12 protein-coding genes are annotated in these 21,608 nt (G+C 73.2%); 7 read left to right on the forward strand and 5 right to left on the reverse strand.

The genetic code is table 11. The features are described 5' to 3' along the window. Positions 1–297: 297 nt before the first annotated feature. Positions 298–951, forward strand: a complete 654-nt coding sequence (locus tag ACFYYB_RS00120) for a TOPRIM nucleotidyl transferase/hydrolase domain-containing protein (RefSeq protein WP_389432220.1) — start codon at positions 298–300, stop codon at positions 949–951. A 45-nt stretch (positions 952–996) separates the two neighbouring features. Here the strand turns inward: ACFYYB_RS00120 and ACFYYB_RS00125 are convergent, their stop codons facing one another. Together ACFYYB_RS00125 and ACFYYB_RS00130 are read right to left on the reverse strand one after the other, a co-directional pair. Beyond that, positions 997–1,863 (reverse strand): alpha/beta hydrolase family protein, encoded by an 867-nt coding sequence (locus tag ACFYYB_RS00125; RefSeq protein WP_389432221.1) that lies wholly within the window; start codon positions 1,861–1,863, stop codon positions 997–999. A gap of 44 nt (positions 1,864–1,907) precedes the next feature. Next, positions 1,908–3,122, reverse strand: a complete 1,215-nt coding sequence (locus ACFYYB_RS00130) for a serine hydrolase domain-containing protein (RefSeq protein WP_389432222.1) — start codon at positions 3,120–3,122, stop codon at positions 1,908–1,910. 157 nt (positions 3,123–3,279) lie between these two features. Here ACFYYB_RS00130 and ACFYYB_RS00135 point away from each other — a divergent pair, with 157 nt between their 5' ends. Both ACFYYB_RS00135 and ACFYYB_RS00140 read left to right on the forward strand, forming a co-directional pair. Beyond that, on the forward strand, positions 3,280–4,002 hold the full coding sequence (locus ACFYYB_RS00135; protein WP_389432223.1) for an SDR family oxidoreductase: 723 nt from the start codon (positions 3,280–3,282) through the stop codon (positions 4,000–4,002). Between the two features lie 455 nt (positions 4,003–4,457). Beyond that, on the forward strand, positions 4,458–7,367 hold the full coding sequence (locus ACFYYB_RS00140; RefSeq protein WP_389432225.1) for a collagenase: 2,910 nt from the start codon (positions 4,458–4,460) through the stop codon (positions 7,365–7,367). Positions 7,368–7,436: 69 nt separating this feature from the next. Here the strand turns inward: ACFYYB_RS00140 and ACFYYB_RS00145 are convergent, their stop codons facing one another. Both ACFYYB_RS00145 and ACFYYB_RS00150 read right to left on the reverse strand, forming a co-directional pair. Then, the gene (locus ACFYYB_RS00145; RefSeq protein ID WP_389432227.1) at positions 7,437–10,838 is read right to left on the reverse strand and encodes an endo-alpha-N-acetylgalactosaminidase family protein; all 3,402 of its coding nucleotides are present in this window, start codon (positions 10,836–10,838) and stop codon (positions 7,437–7,439) included. A 128-nt stretch (positions 10,839–10,966) separates the two neighbouring features. Next, positions 10,967–12,982 (reverse strand): hypothetical protein, encoded by a 2,016-nt coding sequence (locus tag ACFYYB_RS00150; protein WP_389432228.1) that lies wholly within the window; start codon positions 12,980–12,982, stop codon positions 10,967–10,969. Positions 12,983–13,174: 192 nt separating this feature from the next. Between ACFYYB_RS00150 and ACFYYB_RS00155 the strand changes: the two genes are divergently transcribed. Then, positions 13,175–14,491 carry an ROK family protein gene (locus ACFYYB_RS00155; RefSeq protein ID WP_389432229.1) on the forward strand — a complete coding sequence of 439 codons (1,317 nt, stop codon included), beginning with the start codon at positions 13,175–13,177 and terminating at the stop codon, positions 14,489–14,491. Between the two features lie 139 nt (positions 14,492–14,630). Here the strand turns inward: ACFYYB_RS00155 and ACFYYB_RS00160 are convergent, their stop codons facing one another. Continuing rightward, complete coding sequence (locus ACFYYB_RS00160; protein ID WP_389432230.1) at positions 14,631–15,116, reverse strand: hypothetical protein; 486 nt, start codon at positions 15,114–15,116, stop codon at positions 14,631–14,633. Between the two features lie 394 nt (positions 15,117–15,510). Between ACFYYB_RS00160 and ACFYYB_RS00165 the strand changes: the two genes are divergently transcribed. The 3 genes from ACFYYB_RS00165 (at position 15,511) to ACFYYB_RS00175 (ending at position 21,418) form a co-directional block, all read left to right on the forward strand. Beyond that, positions 15,511–17,253 (forward strand): glycosyltransferase family 2 protein, encoded by a 1,743-nt coding sequence (locus ACFYYB_RS00165; protein WP_389432231.1) that lies wholly within the window; start codon positions 15,511–15,513, stop codon positions 17,251–17,253. Positions 17,254–17,270: 17 nt separating this feature from the next. After that, on the forward strand, positions 17,271–20,321 hold the full coding sequence (locus tag ACFYYB_RS00170; protein WP_389432232.1) for an SGNH hydrolase domain-containing protein: 3,051 nt from the start codon (positions 17,271–17,273) through the stop codon (positions 20,319–20,321). A gap of 368 nt (positions 20,322–20,689) precedes the next feature. Continuing rightward, positions 20,690–21,418 (forward strand): SOS response-associated peptidase, encoded by a 729-nt coding sequence (locus tag ACFYYB_RS00175; RefSeq protein ID WP_389432233.1) that lies wholly within the window; start codon positions 20,690–20,692, stop codon positions 21,416–21,418. Positions 21,419–21,608 lie beyond the last annotated feature (190 nt).

Consider the following 21,608-nt stretch of genomic DNA (forward strand, 5'->3'; position numbering starts at 1 on the left):
CTCTCCCACCCCGAGCGGCCTGGACTGGCGGCGTCGCGGCGAGCCGCCCCCACCCGGTTCCCGTCCATCCTAGGGTCGATCGTCCGGGTCCGCGCGGACGGGCGGAGCGGGCCGGACGGCCGGGGCCGCTCGGGGCGGGATCCGGGGCGGGATCCGGGGCGGTCGGGTTCCAGGGCGTCGGGATCCGGGGCGGTCGGGATCCCTGACGGTCGAGATCCAGGGCGGTCCCGGGGGCCCGGCGGACCCGCCGGCGGAAATTGCGTACCGCCGGGCCGGGAAGTCGATCAGACTCCCCCCATGGCTGACATGGCGGCGTTCGGGGATGCGGTGACCGCGTGGGCGGCCGGTGACGCCGGTGGGCTCGGTGACGTGGGGGACGCCGCGGAGGCGGCGGACGCGGCGCGCGGGCTCGCCGCGCGGCTGCCCGTACGCACCGTCGTGCTCCTCGAAGGGGCGAGCGACGCCGAAGCGGTCGGCGCCCTGGCCGAGGCGCGGGGCCGGAACCTGGCCGCCGAAGGGATCTGCGTCCTCCCGATGGGCGGGGCGATGAGCGTCGCGCGCTTCGCCCGGTTCCTCGGCCCGCGGGGCCTGGGCCTGCGCCTGACGGGCCTGTGCGACGAGAGGGAGCGCGACTTCTACGCGCGCGGCTGGGAGCGGGCCGGCGCCGGACCGGAGGGCTTCTTCGTCTGCGCGGCGGACCTGGAGGACGAGCTCATCCGCGCGCTGGGCGTGCCCCGGGTGGAGGAGCTCGTCCGGGAGGAGGGGGACCACCGCGCCCTGCGGACCTTCCTGCGCCAGCCCGCGCAGCAGGGCCGCGCGGCGGAGCAGCAGGTGCGGCGCTTCCTCGGCACGAAGAAGGGGCGCAAGATCCGCTACGGGCGCGTGCTGGTCGAGGCCCTGGGCCCCGACCGCGTACCGGCGCCCCTCGACGACCTGTTCGCGATCCTGTGACCCGCCGCCGCCCGCGGATCGGAGGCGGGTCGGTGGCGGGTCGGGTCAGCCCAGTCGCTCCAGGAAGAACGCGGCCGCGTCCTCGCCGGCCCGGACCCGGGCGGTCGGGTCGGCGGGCTCCGGGGCGAAGAAGTCGTCGTGCCGGACCGCGGGTCCGACCGAGCGGCCGCTCGCGGTGGGGATGTGATCCAGGTAGGGCCTCGTGTCGCTCTCGTACGGAGTGATCGTGTCGGCTCCGGCCCATCGGATGGCGACCGGTACCCGTACGGCTTCCAGGCTCTCCCGGGTGACCATGGCGCCGACTCCCGGGGACACCAGGAAGACCGCCCGCACCCGGGGGTCGGAGAGGTCGTCGCCGGCGGGAGCCAGCGTGCCCTCCGGCACCTCGTCCTGCGGGTACTTCGCGCGCAGCGCCTCCAGTACGCCGGGGAACTCGGGGATCTCCGGCAGGGGCACCTCGCCCTTGGCCACGGCCAGCAGGATGCCCGGATCGATGCGGGCCCCGGCGAGCGCCGCGGCCGTGTAGCCGCCGATGGAGAAGCCCGCCACGCCGACCGGGCCGAGGGGCTGTTCCTTGGCGAGCGCGTCGAGGGCGAAGGAGACGTCCCGGGGGCGTTCCCAGGGGTGCAGGAAGCCCTCCGGCTCGTAGCCGCCGACGAAGTCGTTGCCGTGGTGGTCGAGGGCCACCACCCGGAAGCCCGCCGCGTGCAGCGGGTCCACCAGCCACCGCATGTCGCTGCCCGAGCCTCCGGTGCCGTGCGAGACGACGACGAGCGGGGCGGGCGCTTCCCCGGCACGGATCGGCTCCCACACGTAGAGGCGGACCGGACGCGGACGCGCCGGTTCCCGCAGGTCAGGGCGGGATTCGTCGTGCAGGACGCGTATCAGCGGTTCCGCGGCGAAGGCGATCATGGCGGGATCGTACAGAACGGGATCGGGCGGACGGAGGGTCCGGGTCAGCGCATCTTCAGTACGTGTCCGGGGGCAAGGGCCGCGGAGACGCGCTCGGCTATGGTCTGGGCCGAATTGCCCGCGGGGCTCTTGGGGCCCTGGGTCACGGTGACCGAGATGGCGAGCTTCTCCGCCGGCAAGTAGGCCTGGATCGCCGCGTAGCCGGAGAAGGACGGGTTCGTCAGGATCCAGTCGTCGACGACGATCACGCCCAGGCCGAAGTGGTGGGCCGCCGTATTGGTCAGGAGGCAGACGGTGTCCGGGCACGAGGCCGTCGGGTGGCCGAGGCCGAGGGTGCCCGGGTCGAGCTGGGTCTTGAAGGACTTCGCGGACAGCAGCTCCCCGGTCCCGATGCCGCGTGCGGACCGGTCGAGGTCACAGATGGTCTGGACGAGGACCGCGCCGGGAGTGGTGGTCCACGAGGGGTTCCAGAAGGTGGACTCCTCGTAGGTGCCGCGCTCGGACGTGAAGGCGTGCAGGACCGGTTCCGGGATCTGCGGGGTGGACTGGTTGCTGGTCCCGGTCAGTCCGAACGGTTCGTACACGCGCTCCGTCAGCAGCCGGTCCAGCGGGAGGCCGCTGATCTTCTCCAGCGCCTCGCCGAGCAGGTTGAAGTTGGCGTGTGAATAGCTCCAGTTGGTGCCCGGCTCGTAGAGCAGCGGTTTGTCCGTCGCGATGTCGATGACCTCGGCCGAGGTCCACGCGCGGAACGGCTTGGCCTCCAACTCGGCGAGGAACGCGGGGTCGGTGACGTAGTCGTGCAGGCCGGAGGTCGAACTGCCCAGCATGCGCAGGGTGATCTCCGAGCCGTGGGGCACGTCCGGCAGCCAGCGCGAGACGGGGTCGTCGAGCGATGCCTTGCCCTCGTCCACGAGTTGGAGCAGTACGGCGCCCATGTAGACGATGGCCACGGACCCCGTACGGAATTTCATGGACGGCTCGGCCGGGACCCCGGTCATCGATTCCCCGAGGGCCGTGGTGAGCACCTCGCGGCCGTCGGAGGAGACCCGCAGCACCACCGAGTTCAGGCCGAACTCCTTCTGGGCCTGCTGCGCGATGGTGCGGACCTCGAGCGCGTCGCCCTGGGCGGGGCCGGGTGAGTTCACGCATGTCCCCGGCGCCGGAGCGGCCGGCTGAACCCCGGCGGCCGCCGTCCCCGCCGGAAGGGCCGCGCCCAGCAGACCGGCGATGCACAGCAAGACCGTACGAGTACGCCTCACGCTGCCCAGTATGACGGCGGCCGGAGTGCGCCGCACGCGGTGCGACGCGGCGTGGCCGGGCGCGGGGGCTTGCGCGGAGGAAGGGCCCGGGGATGCTCTCCTGATACTCGGAAAACATCAGAATTCATCGGTAATCATCAGGAAAGGACGAGGTTCCATGACCAAGCCCCTGGTCGCCATCACCGGTGCCAGCTCCGGCATCGGCGCCGCCACCGCACGCCTGCTCTCCTCCGAGGGCCACCCCCTGCTGCTGCTCGCACGCCGCTTGGAGCTCCTGGAAGAGCTCGGACTGCCGGACACCCTGTGCCGGAAGGTCGACGTCACCGACCGGGCGGCGATCGAGGCGGCGGTCCGCGACGGCGAGGAGCGGTTCGGCCCCGTGGACGGCCTGGTGAACAACGCCGGCTCCATGCTGCTCGGCCGGATCGCGGACCAGCCCGTGGAGGAGTGGGAGCGGATGATCGATCTGAACGTCAAGGGGGTGCTCTACGCCACCCGGGCCGTCCTGCCCGGCATGATCGCCCGGGGCGGGGGCACCATCGTCAACGTCAGCTCGGTGGCCGGACGCAAGACCTTCCCGAACCACGTCGCCTACGTGGGCACGAAGTTCGCCGTGCACGCCATGTCGGAGAACCTCCGCGAGGAAGTGGCCTCCTCCGGCGTGCGCGTGGTGACCATCGCCCCGGGGGCCGTGGAGACCGAGCTGCTCTCCCACACCAGCGACGAGCGGATCAAGAGCGACTACGAGGCCTGGAAGAAGTCCGCCGGCGGGGCCCTGGATCCCCGCGCCGTGGCCGAGGCCGTCGCCTACGCCTACCGGCAGCCGCCGAACGTGACCATCCGCGAGATCGTCCTCGCCTCGACGGGCCAGGAGGCCTGACTCCAGCGCGCGCGACAGCCGCGCGCGCACCAACACCGGCCCGCCTCGCCCCATCCCGCCCCGACCGCCCCGGCCGCCCCTTCCGCTCCCACGCCCGCCCGCGCTCCGGCTCCGCCGCACGTCTCGCGGCCGCGTCAGGAGCCGGGACGGCCCCCGCGGTCGGGGCGGCCCCGGCCCGCTCCGGCCGCCGCGCCACCGCCGGGCAAGCGGGACGAGTTCGGGCCAAGCGGGCGGGCGCTCCCTCGCATCCCCGCATGACGGTCAGTCAAATAGCGGTTAGTGCCCCCTGGGGACTTCCAGAGCCATGTGATGTGTGCCATGTTACATCGCACACTGCATAGCCGTGTACACGACAGAGGTGGCATCCCCACCAACTCCCGTCGACGTCACGGCCCGCATTCCCCATCCGCCGCGTCGCCAGCGCGGCCGCAGACCGGCTCGGAGGCCCACCCCTCATGCGCAGTTCCCCCACCACGAAGGGCCGTGCCCGGCCCCTGATAGCCGCCCTGGCCTGCTGTCTGGGCCTGACGATGCTCGCCCCCGCCGGCCAGGCCTTCGCGCGCGAGGTGAAGCCCGCCGCGCCCGCTCCGGCCGTGAAGTCCGGCGCCGCCCCGCAGCCCTCGACCCCGGCCGCCGCGGCGGCCTCGCTCAGGGCCGAGCACGCCGCACATCCCGACGCGGACCTGTCCGAGCGCGCACCGCTCCGGGCCACCAAAGAGGCCGCGCGCACCGAACAGCGCTCGTCCAAGGCGATGTTGGCGCCCGGCGCCGCGGCCGCCGCCGAGGCCCTCGCCGCGGCCTGCAACGTCGCGGACTTCACCTCGAAGACCGGGGCCGCGCTGGTCCAGCAGATCAAGGCCTCCGAGATGGACTGCGTGAACTCGCTGTTCCTGCTCAAGGGCAACGACGCGAAGGCCGCCTTCCGCGAGGCACAGATGGTCTCGGTGGCCGACGCCCTGCGCACGGCCTCCGCCACCTACCCGGGCGACAACAGCACCAAGACCGGGCAGCTCGTGCTCTTCCTGCGGGCCGGCTACTACGTGCAGTGGTACAACGAGTCCACCGTCGGGACCTACGGGCCGGCTCTGAAGAGCTCGATCCGGGGCGCCCTGGACACCTTCTTCGCCGCTCCCCGCGCGGCCGACGTGACGGACGCCAACGGCCCGACCCTGGGCGAGAGCGTCATCCTGATCGACAGTGCCCAGGAGAACGCGCGCTACCTCGGCGTGGCCAAGCGGCTGCTGACCGGCTACAACTCCTCGTACAACAGCAGCCCGTCGATGGTCGCGGCCGTCAACAACGCCTACACGGTGCTCTTCCGCGGACACCAGACCGCCGAGTTCCTGCCGGCCGTCCAGGCCGACCCGAGCATCCTCACGGTCCTGCGCGACTTCGCCGTCACCCATGACGCGCTCCTGGGCACGGACAAGAGCTACCTGGCGGCCAACGCCGGCCGCGAGCTGGGCCGTTTCCTCCAGCACTCCGCGCTCCAGGCGACCGTACGGCCGTTCGTCAAGCAGCTGCTGGACCGCACCTCGATCACCGGCCGGACCTCCTCGCTGTGGGTGCCGCTCGCCGAGATGACCACCTCGTACGACGCGGCCAACTGCTCCTACTACGGGACCTGCGACCTGCCGGCCCGGGTGCGCGCCGCCGTCCTGACGGTCAACCACACCTGCAGCCCCAGCCTGCGGATCGTCGCGCAGCAGATGACCGCCGCCGAGCTCGCCGCGAGCTGCACCAGCCTGGCCAACCAGGACGCCTTCTTCCACAACGTGGTCAAGGACGGCGCCCCGGTCGCCAACGACAAGAACACCACGCTCGAGGTGGTGGCCTTCGACTCCAGCGCCGACTACGCGTCCTACGCCGGTGTCATCTTCGGGATCAGCACCGACAACGGCGGCATGTACCTGGAGGGTGACCCCTCGGTCACCGGGAACCAGCCGCGCTTCATCGCCTACGAGGCGGAGTGGGTCCGGCCGGAGTTCCAGATCTGGAACCTCAACCACGAGTACACCCACTACCTCGACGGCCGCTTCGACATGTACGGCGACTTCGACCTGGGCATGACCACCCCGACCGTGATGTGGGTCGAGGGCCTGGCCGAGTACATCTCCTACTCGTACCGCGGCGTCACCTACGACCAGGCCGCCGTCGAGGCGGGCAAGAACACCTACAAGCTCAGCACGCTCTTCGACACCACCTACGACAACTCCGACTCCACCCGCGTCTACCGGTGGGGCTACCTGGCGGTGCGCTACCTGATCCAGTCGCACCCGCAGGACGTGGCCACGCTCCTCGGCCACTACCGCGCCGGCAACTGGGCGGCCGCCCGCACCCTGCTCACCTCCACCATCGGCACCCGCTACGACGCGGACTTCGCCGCCTGGCTGGTCAAGTGCGCGGCCGGAGACTGCGGCGGCGGCACCAACCCGCCGGCCAACCAGGCCCCGGTGGCCGGATTCACGGCCGCGGTGAACGCCCTGGCGGTCTCCTTCACCGACACCTCCACGGACGCGGACGGCACCATCGCCTCCCGGGCCTGGACCTTCGGCGACGGCACCACCTCCACCTCCGCCAACCCGGCCAAGACCTACGCGGCGGCCGGTACGTACACCGTCAAGCTCACGGTCACCGACAACAAGGGCGCCACCGCCACCACCAGCAAGGCGGTCACGGTCGGCAGCGCCGGGCCCGGTGAGTGCACCAACCCCGACGTGCGGGTGCTCGGTGACAACTGCCAGCGCTCCAACGTCTCCGCGACGACCGGCAACTACGGCTACTTCTACCTGGACGTCCCGGCCGGCACCGGCTCCCTGAAGATCTCGGTCTCGGGCGGCACCGGCAACGCCGACCTCTACTACAGCCCCACCGGCTGGGCCACCACCAGCACCTACACGGCCCGCTCGGCGCAGAGCGGCAACAGCGAGTCCCTGACCGTCAACAACCCCGCGGCCGGCCGCGTCTACATCAGCCTGCACGCCGTCCAGGGCTTCGCGGGCGTCACCGTCTCGACCCGGTTCGGGACGGCCCAGGTCGAGTGCCCGGAGGCCGACGTCCGGATACTGGGCGCCGACTGCAGCCGCTCCAACGTCTCGGCCACCGCCGGGAACTACCGCTACTTCTACGTGAACGTCCCGGCCGGCACCGCCTCCCTGAAGATCTCGGTCTCGGGCGGCACCGGCAACGCCGACCTCTACTACAGCCCCACCACGTGGGCCACCACGGGCAACTACACCGCCCGCTCCGCCCAGGCCGGCAACACCGAAACCCTGACCATCACCAACCCGCCGGCCGGCTACCTCTACGTCAGCCTGCACGCCGCGCAGGACTTCGCCGGAGCCACCGTCTCCAGCCGTTTCTGAGCCCGTCGTCCGGCACACCGGCCCCCACCCCTCCGCACAGGGGTGGGGGCCGGTCCGCGTGCCCGCCCGTCAGGAGTAGGCCTCCACCTCCCACAGCGAGTAGCCGTACCCGGTCGCCCGCTGGGTGCCGGTCACCCGGAGGTGGCGTCCGCTGCCGTTAAGCCCGGACAGTTCGTCCGTCCCGCCGTCGCTCGTGGTGGTGGAGTACACGTCCCTCCAGGTGGCGCCGTCGTCCGACAGCTGCACCTTGTAGGCGCGGCCGTAGGCGACCTCCCAGTTCAGGACCACCCGGTTGACGTTCTTCACGGATCCCAGGTCGATCTGGATCCATTGCGGGTCGGCGGCGAAGGCCGAGGACCAGCGGCTGGTGGCGCTGCCGTCGGTGGCGGCCGTCGCCGGGTAGTCCGCCGACTGGGCCGAGGAGGCCGTGGTCGGCCTGTTCAGGGCCAGGTTGGGCGAGGTCGTGGACCCGAGGTCGTCCACGGCCAGGTCGTCGAGGACCAGGTCCCGGTCGGAGCCGGAGGTCTCCGCCGTGAGCTTGCGCATGCCGATCCAGGCGTCCACCCCGGCCGTGAAGGTCTTGGTGAAGGTGTTCGTGGTGCGGGCCTGCGGCAGCGTGTCGGAGGACACCTGGGCCGTGCCGGCGCCCAGGGTGAAGGCGTAGTCCCCGGCCACGGACTGCTGGTACGTGAAGGTCACCTTGTATTGGTGGCCGGGCTCGAAGCGCAGGGTCTGCGGGATGGTCTGGTAGAGCAGCCCGGGGCGTTCCTCGTGGGATTTCAGGGAGTTGGCGCCGGCGAGCACGTCATCGATCAGCTTGCCGTTCCAGCCGGCCTGCGTGTACGGGGCATTGAGCTGGGCCAGGTGTGTGCGCGGGTCGGCCGTACTGCCGCCCGCCGGGCCGACGACGAAGGGGTACCAGCCGGAGTCGACGTTCTCGAAGTCCTCCGCGAAGGTGTGGCCGCCCTGCGGACCGCGGGCCGTGCGCACCACGCGCACGTCGTCGAAGCCGGCCGTTCCCGTCGCCGCGTCGGCGCGCAGGGCCAGGGTGGCGGTGGACTGGCCCGCCGGGACGTCGAACAGCACCCGCATCCGCTGCATGGTGCTGCCGTTCTTCTCGTCCGCGCCGACGTTGTTCCGGTACGGGGAACTCGTGGCGTACGCGCTCTGCTCGGCGCCGCCCGCCGGGGTGACGGCCAGGGTGGCCTTGCGGCCGGTGGCGGTGGAGACGTACACGCTCGCCGCGTAGGTGCCCGGGGTCAGGCCCGTGAGCTGCTGCGAGACGGAGGTGGCGCCCTGGCCGACGGTCAGCTGCGACTGGCCCACCGCGTTGCGGGTGACGGACGCGGAGCCGGTGACCGTCCACTTCGACAGGTCGCCGGAGGTGAAGCCGGGGTCCCGGACCGGGCCGCCCTCGCCGAATCCGGCGTCCGCCTGGGCGGGCGCGGCCGAGGGGTAGACGACGTACGGGGTCTTCGCGGCGGCGGTGACGGTGACCTTGCCGCCGGTCACCGGGAGGTCGGAGACCGGGACCCGGCCCTGGTCGGTGAGCTTGTACAGCTTGGCCGTGCCGTTCTGGGCCCAGGAGGCGGGCACGTTCCAGGTGGAGGCGCCGCCCGCGCCGCTCCAGTGGTACAGCTTCGACTCGCCGCCCTGGTTCCAGGGCAGGAGGTAGCTGTCGCCGATCAGGACGGGGTGGCCGTCCTTGCTGATGGTGCGGGTGGCGCCGCTGAGGGTGGCGCTGACCCCGCCGTCGAAGTCGATGCGGTTCGCGGCCCATTTGCGGATGGTGAAGCCCTGGAGGTACTTGGTGGGCAGATTGGTGGTGAAGGTGGTGGAGATGAAGTTCGTGAAGTCCTTCGTGCCCTGCCAGCCCTCGTAGGCGGTCAGCGTGCCGCCGCCGAGCAGCGGGTCTCCGGCGATCCAGTCGTCGCGCTGCTGGTTGCGGATGAAGCGCACCACCTGGGAGTTGACCCCCTTGTAGTTGCTGCCTCCGTAGTTGAGGTCGTTGGCCCAGTGCGACCAGAGGGACTGGTCCTCGAACTTGTCGGGGAACTCGGTGGTGAGCTGGTAGCCGAGGCCGTTGATCTCGCGGGCCAGGGCCTGGGAGGTGTAGCCGTCCCCGTACCAGGTGTCCACGTAGAGGAACTTGAGGTCCGGGGAGACCGCTTTGAGCTCCTGGAGGCGGGCCAGGCGCTTGCCGCTGGTGCCGTCCAGCCGGTAGTCGAGGTGGTAGGACTGATCGAGGTAGTCCCATCCCTTGTCCGCGCCCCCGTTGTTGAGGAGCGTCGGATCGAAGCCGCGGGCGACCGGGTAGGCCTCGGTGTCGTTGATGTGCACGCCGATGTCGGCGTTGTAGCCGGCGCCCGCCGCGATCAGGGTGTTCAGGTCGGCGGCACCGCCCTGCCGGGCGCCGACCAGGCCGTAGTCGGGGTGGGCCGAGTCGTGGCCCTCGGAGCCGTAGCCCTTGAGCAGGACGAACTGGCCCAGCCCGTCCGTGGCCCGGGCCACGCGCTTGGTCTCGTCCAGGGTCTGGAGGAAGGGGTGCGTGGCCTGGGAGGCGAAGTTGTACGGGATGCGCTGCACGACCCGGCGGGCGGTGTCCTGCCAGCCCTGGGGGCTGGTCATGATCGAGCGGAAGGCGATGGCCCCGTCCTGCCAGTCGACGGTGGCGTCGGCGTTGCGGTCGCCGGTCACCACCACCTTGGCGTACGGCAGCGGTTCGGTGCCCGGTGCTCCGGCCGCCCGGTGCAGCCAGTCGCCGCTCCACAGACCGGCCCGCCGGTAGCCCGACTTGGCCACCGTCTGCTTCTGGATCCGGCCGCTGTCCGCCGCGTTCTGGCCGGACGGACTGTCGTAGTACGAGTTGGTGGCGATCGACGCCGCGAGGGAACCGGAGTTGAGGATCGCGTACATGGCGCCTTGCGGGGCGGCGTCCGCGGTCGTCCCGGAGGTGAGCGGGGTGAAGGTGTCCCCCGTGCCGGTGGTGTGGGTGTTCATCCGGGTGGTTTCGACGGCGGCGCCGGGCTGGGAGCTGCGCACCGAGACCAGGTTGTGCTGCGGGATCGAGAGCGAGGTGATCGGTACGGCGCCGTCGGCGATCGAGGTGACGGCGAAGGTGAGGGCGCTGCCGCTGACGGACAGGGTGGCCTTGACCGTGTCCCCGTTGGCGAAGGCCATCGTGTAGTCGACGTGGTCGGCGGCGACGCTGCTGGTCACGGTCGGGGTCTGCGCGGAGCCGTTGAGGTTCACCTGGGTGAGGGGGTCCTCGTTGCCGTGCAGGACGGCGCCGGTGGCCTGGTCGGTGTACTGGACGACCCGGGGGAAGGCGGTGTCGACCTGGACCGCGAGGGCGGGTGAGACGATGGTGACGGTCCCGGCGGCGGTGGCGGGCGCGATCCCGGCCACCAGCGTGGTGCCGAGGCCGAGGACGGCGGCGCAGAGGAGGGACGTGGGGCGGAGCTGTCTCATGGGGCTCCCTGGTGGCGGGTCCGGTACGGGGTCCTTGTGGGGCGGGGCGGTACGGGGCCTTGCGGGGGCGGGGCCTTGCGGGGCTGGCGGTACGGGGCCTTGCGGGCCGGGGCGTCCCGTCCGGTGGGTCACCAGCGCAGGACGGCCCAGCCCCGGTGGGGCAGTTCGGTGTCCGGCCGCAGGGTCCGGCCCTGCCGGCCGGTGTGCGCGGGGCGGGGTTCGGCGAGGGGGGCCAGGAGGGTCGCCCCGACCGCTGCCGCGTCCGGGAGGGCGGGCAGGTCCACCACGGGCCGGGCGGGGTCCTGGCAGCCGTTGGCCACGGTCAGGGTGGTGACCCCGTCGGCGTGGGAGAGGTGCGGGATGAGGTGGGGGCCGCCGCTGACCAGCGGGAGACGGGCGTCCTCCCCCTCCAGGAAGCGCACCGTGCGGTGCAGCAGCAGCTGCGCGTGGTCGTCGGCCGGCAGGGTGTGGGGCTCGGTCGCGGCGAGTACGGCGACCCGTCCGCCGAGGGCGTTGGTGAAGGCGGTGCGGCCCGCCCCCCAGGCGCGGCCGTCCGGGGTGCGGACCTCGCTCCACCGCTGCGCCCCGGGTGCTTCCCGGAGCCGGGCCAGGGCGGGTTGGGTGTTGACGCTGAGGAGCAGCCCCGCCAGGTCCTCGCCCGCCGCGGCGCACAGCCGCTCGGTGGCGTACGGGCCCGGCCCGCCGGTGGCGGCGGGGGCCTCGCGGTCCACCGGTTCGGCCCCGGTCAGCCCGATGAGGGGGCCGAAGCCGCGCCGGTGCAGGATCACCGCGGCGGTCCCGTCGAGCAGCAGGCCGCCGGCGAGCATGGCCCGTACCGCCGGATCGTCGAAGGCCCAGGCCGACGGGCCGAACAGGGCCCGCACCGGGGCGGGTTCGGCCGTCACGGGCACTCCGTAGCGCAGCAGGAACTCGGCCGCCGGGCCCGGATCGACGGCCAGCTCGGTCAGGTCTCCGCCGTGTGCCCGTACGTGGGCCGCGGCGTCCTGGGCGAAGGGAAGGCCGACGCCGAGCGTGCGCTGCCCGCGCGGATGCTGGCGGCTGACGAGGTCCAGCGCGGGGCGGGCCCGGCGCAGGAGTTCCGCGGTCCGCGGGTGGTGGCCGGGGCGCGCTCCGTGCAGGGGGTAGAGGTTGAGCAGGAGGGCGTCCGCCCCGGAGAGCTGGGCGGCGACCATCTCCGACCAGGTCTGGACATCGGATTTCGACCAGGCGGTGTGCGGCCAGTTCTCGATCTCGGGTTCGCTGTCCACGCACTCCGGCCGCAGGGAGCGCTGCAGTTCCGGCATCCACACCTGCCGGGCGAGCTCGTGTCCGGGGGCGTCCGCGTACGGGGCGAAGTGCGGGCGGTGCACGGCGCCTCCCCCGGGCGCCAGCGCCCCGAAGAGCGCGCTCCAGTCCCGGCCCTCCACGGAGGCGACGTCCAGTCCGGAGCTCATGAGCCCGGTGCGGGAGCGGCCGGCCGAGCGCCGGTGCACCTCGCCGGCCACCTGCGCGGCCACCTCCTGCTGCGCGGTCCGCCACACCCGCTGCCAGAGCTGGCGCAGCGGGTGCGGGGGGCCGGGGGCGGTGAGTGCGGCGACCAGTTCGGGGCGCGGGACCGGGCGTCCGGCGAGGGCGGCCAGCCGGTCCAGCATGAGGGGTTCGAAGCCGCCGCCCCAGTCCAGCGGGGCGTGGTTGTGGAAGCGGAAGTCGTCCTCCAGCCACAGCACGCGGAAACCCAGCTCGGCGAAGCGCCCGTAGTGTCCGGTCAGCCAGGCCCGCCAGCGCGGGCAGGCGAAGGAGGCCTGGGCCGCGGCCACTTGTCCGGTCGGGGACACCATCGGGGCGAAGCCGTGGGTGTCGCACCGGCCGCGGTCGGCGTGGCCGGTGGTCACCCAGGGGTTGAGGCTCACGTCGAGTCCGGCGCCGAGGAGGACCTCCTGGGCGGTGGCCGCCGCTTCGTACCAGAGGTCCTCGCCGGGTCCGGAGAGGTGGCCGGTGAAGTGTTCCTCGGCCCCGAGGAGGAGCACCACTTCGGCAACGCCCGCGTCGGTGCAGGTCTTGGCCAGTTCGGCCGCCGTGGCCCTGACGGCGTCCGGGCCTTCGTACGGATGGATCTGGAACCGCAGGTGGTACCGGGCACTCACGCCGTCGGCCTCCTCGCCGTCAGCTCGCGGTCGCGCTCACCGTCGAGCAATTAGTTTGGTTAGGATCTGAACTAATGAGAGCCGCGTCAACCCCGCGTGCCACATCCGCTCCGGAAGGGAAGCCGGGGCGGGACGGGTGGGGCCCGGGTCCACGGGTGGCAGACTCTCGGTGGACGGCAGTGAGGAGTACCGGTGAGGACAGATCCGCGAAGCGTGCGGCACGGCGGCGACGAGGGCGGGCAGGGCGAAGCCGGCATCGGCCCCGTCGTGATCAACGGCCCGGCCAGACCCGCCGGCCGGGCCTCCATCCGCCGCGCCAACCTCGGTCTCGTGCTGCGCCTCCTGCGCGACACCGGACCGCGTTCCCGGGCCCGGATCGCCGATGACGCGGGGCTGCCGCGGCCCACGGTCACCGGGCTGGTCACCGAGCTCATCGAACTCGGCCTGGTCCGCGAGGGGGACGCCGAGCGGGACGGCTCGGTCGGGCGCCCCGGCCAGAGCGTCCGGATCGACGGCCGCGCGCTGTGCGGGATCGGCCTGGAGATCAACGTCGACTACCTGGCGGCCGTGGCCCTGACCCTGGGCGGGGACACCGTCTTCGAGCGGCGGGTCGCCCTGGACGTCCGCGCCGCCGGGCCCGAGGCCGTACTGGACTGCGCCGCCGGGCTGGTCCGCGAAGCCCTCGCCACCCTCGACGCGGCCGCGATCGCCACGGCCGGGGTCACCGTCGCCGCTCCCGGAGTCGTGGACATCGCGTCGGGCACCGTCGTCTACGCCGCGAACATCGGCTGGCGCGACATCGGCGCGGTCAGCGGGATCCGCGCCCGCCTGGGGCGCGGGGCGCCCCCGCTGCGGCTGGAGAACGACGCCAAACTCGGGGCGGTGGCCGAGTACTTGGAGGCCTCCGCGGCCGGCATCCACGACCTCATCTACGTCACCGGCGAGACGGGCGTGGGCGGCGGGATCATCAGCGGCGGCCGGCTGCACCGCGGAGCCGCCGGGTTCGCGGGGGAGATCGGGCACATGCCGCTCGACCCGGGGGGCGCGCTCTGCGCCTGCGGGCGCCGGGGCTGCTGGGAGACCATGGTCGGGCTCACGGCCCTGTTGCGGCACGCCGCCGGCCCGGAGGATCCCGTACACGACCCCTCCCTGGACCTGGAGGCCCGGCTGACGGACCTCCAGGCGCGGGCGGCCGCCGGGGACTCCCGCACGCTGGAGGCCCTGGACCGGATCGCCGACGGCCTCGGCCTGGGGCTGGCGCTGCTGGCCGACGTCCTGAACCCGCGCGCCGTGGTGCTCGGCGGCTACTTCACCTACTTCGGCGACCGGCTGGCCCCACGGGTGGAGCGGCTGATGGCCGAACGGGTCATGGCACCGGACACGGGCGGCTGCCGCCTCCTGCTGTCCACGCTGGGCTTCACCGCTCCGGCCCGCGGCGGGGCGCTGCTCGCCCTCGACCCGGTGTACGAGGACCCGGGCCGGACGGTGGCGGCGGCGACGGGGGCCTGAGGGCCCGGGACCCGGACGGCGCCGGCGACCGGGGCTCGAGAGCCCGACACCCGAGCCCCGCCCCGTGCGGCGGGGCCGGGATTGCACGGCGCCGGCAGCAGCCACGGACCGCCTCGGGCTTCCGAGGCCCATCCGCGCCTCAGGCGCCCGAGGCCCCTCCGGTCCAGAACGGCCGAGCCCGGAGGGCCGCGGCGCGCACCGCGGCTCCGTCCAGGACCAGGGCCGCGTCCCGCAGTCCGCGTTCCGGCCAGGCACACGAGACCGTGAGCGGGCCCGGCGGCGGCAGCGGCCACGCCCACAGCGTCATGCGCAGGTCCGCGCCGCCCTCCGGGCCGCCCCAGGCCGCCTCGTACCCACTGACGACCATCGCCGGTCCGCGCCCGCGCCGCGGTCCGGTCTCGTCGTCCTGCTCCACGACGCCGCCGTCGCCGAGCCGGAGGCGGAAGGCCGGCCGGGCGGGTTCGGGGAGATCCATCGGATCGGACACCGGTCCGCCGGGAGCCGAGGACGGATCGGAGGGTGAGGAGGCGCCGCGCGCGTGGGCCTCCACCTCGATCTCCAGCCCGGCCGGGTAGGCCAGGACGTGCCGGGCCACCACCACGACCCCGTCCGTCCGGCCGATCACGACCGGTCCCGCGACGTGTCCACCGACCATCCGGGGCGGCGCGTGCCACTCGGGCGGGTCATACGCACTTCCCCTGTCCGGATCCTCAAGCACGTTCAGAGCGTAGCCGGTTGGGGCCGCGCGAGTGAGGCCGGAGGAGAGGACGACCGCGCGGCGGCCCGGCCACGCAAGTCTTCGGTGTCTGTTCACTCCCCCGTGACCTGCATCTTCCCGGCGGTAGGCGGCACTGCCGATGGAATGACCGAGGCAAAGGTCTAGACCGCTTGAGATGCGCCAATCCCGTGGCCGATTACCCGTGTTGGCCGTGCGGAAACAATTGGTCTATACCTCTGGCGCTATGGTGGCCATGGTCAGGCCATCCGAAACGGGCGCATAGACAGCCGTGGGGGGCTTTATGAGTTTTCATCATCTTCCGCAACCACCTTCCGACGAGGAGCTCTACTGGTACTTCGGCCCGCAACGACGCTGGGTCCTCATCAGCACGAGCCTCGCCTTCGTCTTCACCGCGGCGACCATGTTCACCTTCGCGCTGCGCACTCCGGCCCTGTGGGCCTTCCTCGCCGTCCTCGGGCTCAACCTCGTCGCCCTCGTCCTCTCCTCGGTGAACAGCCTGCGCCAGCGCAGGCTGACCCGGCCCTCGCACGAGGTGCTCGTGCGCGCCTGGCAGCCCGCCCGACTGCCGGGCGTGGACCTGTACTTGCCGACCTGCGGCGAGCCCCTCCCCGTTCTGGACAACGCCTACCGCGCCGTGGCAACCGTCGACTGGCCCGGTGCGCTGACCACATGGGTCCTGGACGACGCCGACCGGCCCGAAGTCGCCGCGCTGGCCGCCTCGTACGGGTACGAGTACGTCGTACGGCCCGACCGGGGCCACCTGAAGAAGGCCGGGAACCTCAATCACGCGCTGACCCTGAGCAGCGCCGAGTTCATCGCCATCCTCGACGCCGACTTCGCACCCCGGCCGGACTTCCTGCGCCATCTCGTGCCCTATCTGGCCGACCCGGCCGTCGGGATCGTGCAGAGCCCGCAGTGCTTCGACACCGACGGGTCCATGGGGTGGATCCAGCGCGCCGCGGGCTCCGCCCAGGAGTGGTTCTTCCGCTGGATCCAGCCGTCCCGGGACGCGAGCGACGCCGCCATCTGCTGCGGCAGCAACGCCGTCTACCGGCGCGCCGCCATCGACCTGGCCGGCGGCTTCGCCCGCCTCGACCACAGTGAGGACCTGTACACCGGCCTCGCCCTGCACGCCCGGGGGTTCCGCACCCTGTACGTTCCGGTGCTGGTCGCCAAGGGCACCTCCCCCGACGAGGTCACCTCCTTCGTCAACCAGCAATACCGGTGGGCGATGGGCAACCTCCACCTCCTCACCTCGCCCGTCCTGCGCACGATGGGCGCGCCCTGGCGGATGCGCCTGTGCTTCTACGAGGGCGTCGTCGGCTACCTGGCCGCCGCCGTGAACACCTTCGCGGCGCCGCTGCCGCCCCTGGTGATGATGTTCTGGTACCCCGACGACATCCGGCCCTGGCACGTCCTGCCGCTGCTCGCCCCGCTGTGGCTCTGGCACGTGCTGCTGCCGCGGATCAGCAGGACCCGCTGGCGCGTGGAGGTCATCCGGGCGAACGTCCTGACGAGCGTGGCCGCCGCCACCGCCTTCCTGCACACGCTGCGCGGCCGCAGCGCCGACTGGGTGCCGACCGGCACCCGGGGCCCCGCCCGCTCCGGCGGGATGGCCCGCCGAGTGGTGGGCGTCTCCCTGCTCTGGCTGGTCCTCTCCAACGGCGCGGCCGCGGCGGGTCTGGCGCTGGCCGTGGCCCGCAACGGCTGGGAGCCCAACTGGGGCCTGCTCCTCTACTTCCTGGTGCAGTGCCAGATCAACGGCCCGCTGGTCCGGGACCTGATCTCCGAGCTACGGCCGGCGAAGGCCGCGGGGAAATCCGCCGGGGACGCCACCGCCGGGCCCGGACCGGAGCCGCGCGGCGGCCGTCGCCGCAGCCTCGTACGCGCCTTCGGCGGCCACTCCCCCAGTGGCGTGCTGCCGCGCCGCTGGCCCGAGACCCTCGCCGCCTCGGCGGTGCTCCTGCTCACCGGCCTGCTGGCATCCGGGTGGGTCAACCCCATGCTTCCCTGGCTGAGTTGAAAGGCTCCACGACCACCATGCACTCCCCCGTCCCCTCCTCCCCTCCCGTTCCCGTACCGCCCCCCGAACCCCTCGAAGCCCCCGGAGCCGCGGCGCCGTCCGCCCCGTCGGCGCGCTCCGGGGGCGAGTCCGGGCCCAGTCCGCACCGGTCCGCGTTCCGGCCCGACATCGAGGGGCTGCGCGCCGTCGCCGTCCTCGCGGTCCTCGCCTTCCACGCGGGGGTGCCGGGGCTCGCGGGCGGATTCGTCGGCGTGGACGTCTTCTTCGTCGTGTCCGGCTACCTCATCACCGGCCTGCTCGTCCGCGAGGCGATCACCACCGGCCGGATCCGGCTCCTGGACTTCTTCTCCCGGCGGGCCCGCCGGCTCCTGCCCTCCGCGGCCGTCGTCCTCGGCGCGGTGGCGCTGGCCGGCGCCTGGCTGACCGTGCCGCTGCGCCGCGCCGACCTGGAGCACGACGTGGTCGCGGCGGCGCTCTCCGTCGCCAACTGGCGGTTCGTCGCCCAGCGGACCGACTACCTCGCCGCCGGGCACGAGCAGAGCCCGCTGCTGCACTTCTGGTCCCTCGCCGTCGAGGAGCAGTTCTACCTCCTCTGGGCGCCGCTGCTCGCCCTGATCGTGCTCGCCGCGACCCGGGCCGTACGCCGTGGCCGCGCCGTGCGCGCCACCGTGGCACTGGCCGCCGTACCGCTGGTGCTCGCTTCGTTCGCGCTGTCGCTGCGCTGGACGGACCACTCCCCCTCGCTCGCGTACCTCGCCACGCCCTCGCGGGTCTGGCAGTTCGGGGTCGGGGCGCTGGTGGCCCTGCTGCCCTGGCACCTCCTGCGCGGCCCGCGCCCGCTGCGGCTGCTGTGCGGCTGGGCCGGGGGCACGGCGATCGTCTGGAGCGCGCTCGCGTACGACGCGTCCACGCCCTACCCCGGCTACCCGGCCCTGGTCCCGACCCTGGGGGCCGCTGCCGTGATCCTCGCCGCGATACCCGGCCGGGGCGAGCGCAGCGTGCCGGGCCACTACGGAATCGGCCGGCTCCTCGCGGGGCGGGCGCCCCGGGCGGTGGGACGGCTCTCCTACACCCTCTACCTGTGGCACTGGCCGGTGCTCGTCCTCGCCGAGGCACGCTTCGGCCCCCAGGACTGGCCGGTGAAGGCTGCCCTCACCCTGGCCGCCGCACTGCCCGCCTACGCCACCATGCGCTGGGTCGAGCAGCCGCTGCGCCGCAGCCGTACCGTCTCCGAACTCCCGCGCCGGGGGCTGTCGGTGGGCATCACGGCCGTGGTCCTGCCGCTGGTCCTCGCGCTCGTGGTGGGGACGACCACGCTGAACCTGCTGGGCCCGGCGACACCCGTCCGGTCGGCCGGACTGCCCCCGGGCGCCGTCTCCGGCCCGCACCTGCTCGCCCGTACGGGCTCCGCGCCGCTGGAGGCGGGCCCGGTCGTGCCCGCCCCCGCGCAGGCGCGGGCCGACTTCCCCCCGGACGGCGCCTGCGAGGTGGCGCCGGCCGTGACCCGCAGCCCGGACTGCCTGTTCGGTGCGGTGGACAGCCCGGACCGGATCGTGCTGCTCGGCGATTCGCACGCCGGCCAGTGGTTCTCCGCGATGCTCGCCATGGCCTCCCAACGCGGCTGGGCGCTGCAGGAGTTGGTGAAGCAGGGCTGCCCACTGCCACAGCTCGCGGTGGACAACCCCCAGCTCGGCCGCGCCTACCGGGAGTGCGACACCTGGCGGGCCGACGCCCTGGAGCGGCTGCGGCGGCAGCCTAAGCCGCGGCTCATCGTGATCTCCTCGCTCAACCGCTACACCGCCGATTCCGGACTGCTCTCCGAGGCCTGGGAGAAGACCCTCGAACCCCTGCGGGCCATCGGTGCGCCGATCGTCTACGTCGAAGACACCCCGGTGCCCGGTACGGACGTCCCCGCGTGCGTGTCCGGCAGCCCCGAGGACCCCGCCGCCTGCGCGTTCAGCCGTACGGACGCCCGGCAGCCCGACCCGCTGGCCCGGCGGATCGCCGCCGGCGCCCTGCCCGGCGTACGCGCCGTGAGCGTGAACCCGGTGCTGTGCCCGGGTGACGGGCCGACCTGCCCGGCCGTACTGGACCGCATCATGCTCTACCGGGACGACACCCACCTGACCAACGCGGCGGTCGTCGTCCTGACCCCCCGGCTCGAGCGGCTGCTCACTGACTCGGGGGCACTGCCCGCCGTGGGCGCGTCCGCCACCGCACCCGGACAGGCCCGGCCTGCGGGGCCGACGGGGTGGACCGAGGTCTTCCGGGAGGAGTTCGACGGCCCCGCGGGCAGCCCGCCGTCCTCCGCGAACTGGCTGCACGACACCGGCACGTGCTACCCGGGCTGCCCCGCGGCCCAGTGGGGCACGGGGGAGATCGAGACGATGACCGACTCCACCGACAACGTCCGCCTCGACGGCAAGGGCGCGCTGGAGATCGTCCCCACCCGCACGGACGGCGCGTGGAAGTCGGGCCGCATCGAGACCCGGCGCTCCGACTTCGCGCCCCCGGCCGGCGGGACCCTGCGGATCGAGGCCGCGATCGCCCTGCCCGGGGTGACCGGCGCCGGGGCGGCGGGCTACTGGCCGGCGTTCTGGACGCTCGGGGCGCCGCTGCGCGACGGGTACACGGGCTGGCCGGGCGTCGGGGAGCTCGACATCATGGAATCGGTCAACGGCCGGGACAGCGTCTTCGCCACCATGCACTGCGGAACCCTGGAAGGCGGCCCGTGCCGGGAACCGGCGGGCCTGAGCTCGGGCCCGCGGCCGTGCGGGGACTGCCGTACGGGCTTCCACACGTACGCCGTCGAGGTCGACCTCTCCCCCGGCGCCGAGGAGGTGCGCTGGTACCTGGACGGCCGCGTGCACCACCGGGTGGCCGCCTCCGCGATGGACCCGGACACCTGGAAGCGGGCGGTGGACCACGGCCTCTTCCTGATCCTCAACGTGGCCATCGGCGGCAACCTCCCCCTGGCCGACGGCGCGACCCCCGGCCCGGCCACCGAACCGGGCCACCCGATGCGGGTCGACCGGGTAACGGTCTCCACCCGGTCCCGGCCCGCCTGAGCGCGCCGGTCGGCCCATAGGCCCATAGGCCTGTCGGCCTGGCAACCCCTCGGCTCGGGGGGTGAGGGCCGACGGGCCGGGTGACGCGCCACAGTCTGCGCGGGAGGTCGCCTTCGTCGAACAGGGCGACCTCCTCCAGGATCCAGCTCTCGGCGAGGGCGTCGACCAGCCTGAGCCTCGGCCAGTTCATACGCCGACGCCGAGGCCGACTCCCGCTCCCGCCCGGCTCGGACTCCGGCTCCCGCTCCGACACCCGGTGCCTCCTCGGCGGGCCGGCATCGGGCCACCTGCCCCGTCGGCCGTCGGCGTGCCGTCCCGAACCGGCGAGCTCCGCCCCGCTCGCCCGGGAAGGGTGGGACAGTGGAGGCATGTGTGGTCGATATGCCTCCTCCCGCGCGCCGGAAGACCTCTCGGGACTCTTCGATGCCCGGCTCGATCCCGGACGGGAACTCGGGCCCTCCTGGAACGTCGCGCCCACCGACGAGGTGTGGGCGGTGCTGGAGCGCGCCGACCGGGACACCGGGGAGATCGGGCGGCAGTTGCGTCCGGTGCGGTGGGGGCTCGTGCCTTCCTGGGCCAAGGACCCCGCCGTGGGATCGCGGATGATCAACGCGCGGGTGGAGACCGTCCACGAGAAGCCGGCCTACCGCAAGGCCCTGGCCAAACGGCGCTGCCTGCTGCCCGCGGACGGGTTCTTCGAGTGGGTCGCCGTACCCGCCACCGGGTCGGCCAAGGCCTACAAGCAGCCCTATTTCATCCGCCCCGAGACGGGCTCCGTCATGGCCATGGCCGGTCTGTACGAGTTCTGGCGCGACCCCGCCGTCGAGGACCGGGACGATCCGGCCGCCTGGCTCACCACGGCCACGATCATCACCACGGAGGCCACCGACGCGGCCGGCCGCATCCACCCCCGGATGCCGCTCGCCCTCGATCCAGGAGACTACGAGGCCTGGCTCGATCCCTCCCACGAGGACACGACGGATCTCCGTGCCCTGCTCCACACCCCCGCCGGCGGGCGGCTCGCGGTGACTCCGGTCTCCACCGCCGTCAACAGCGTCCGCAACAACGGCCCCCACCTCGTCGATCCCGCCGGCTGACCCCAGCACGACACCGCGGCATCACGACGACACCGACGCACCGCTGGATCACGACGCGGCAACCCCCCATCTTGTCGGACATCCATACGAGTTCGGTGGCTGATTTCGGGGTTTCCAACGGTTTGGCGGGACGATCCGGCATTTGGTGCCCGCGGCGCCCCGGCCGCTGCGATGCTTCCGCCGGTATCAC

Source organism: Streptomyces sp. NPDC002886 (genome assembly GCF_042888445.1).
GTDB lineage: Bacteria > Actinomycetota > Actinomycetes > Streptomycetales > Streptomycetaceae > Streptomyces.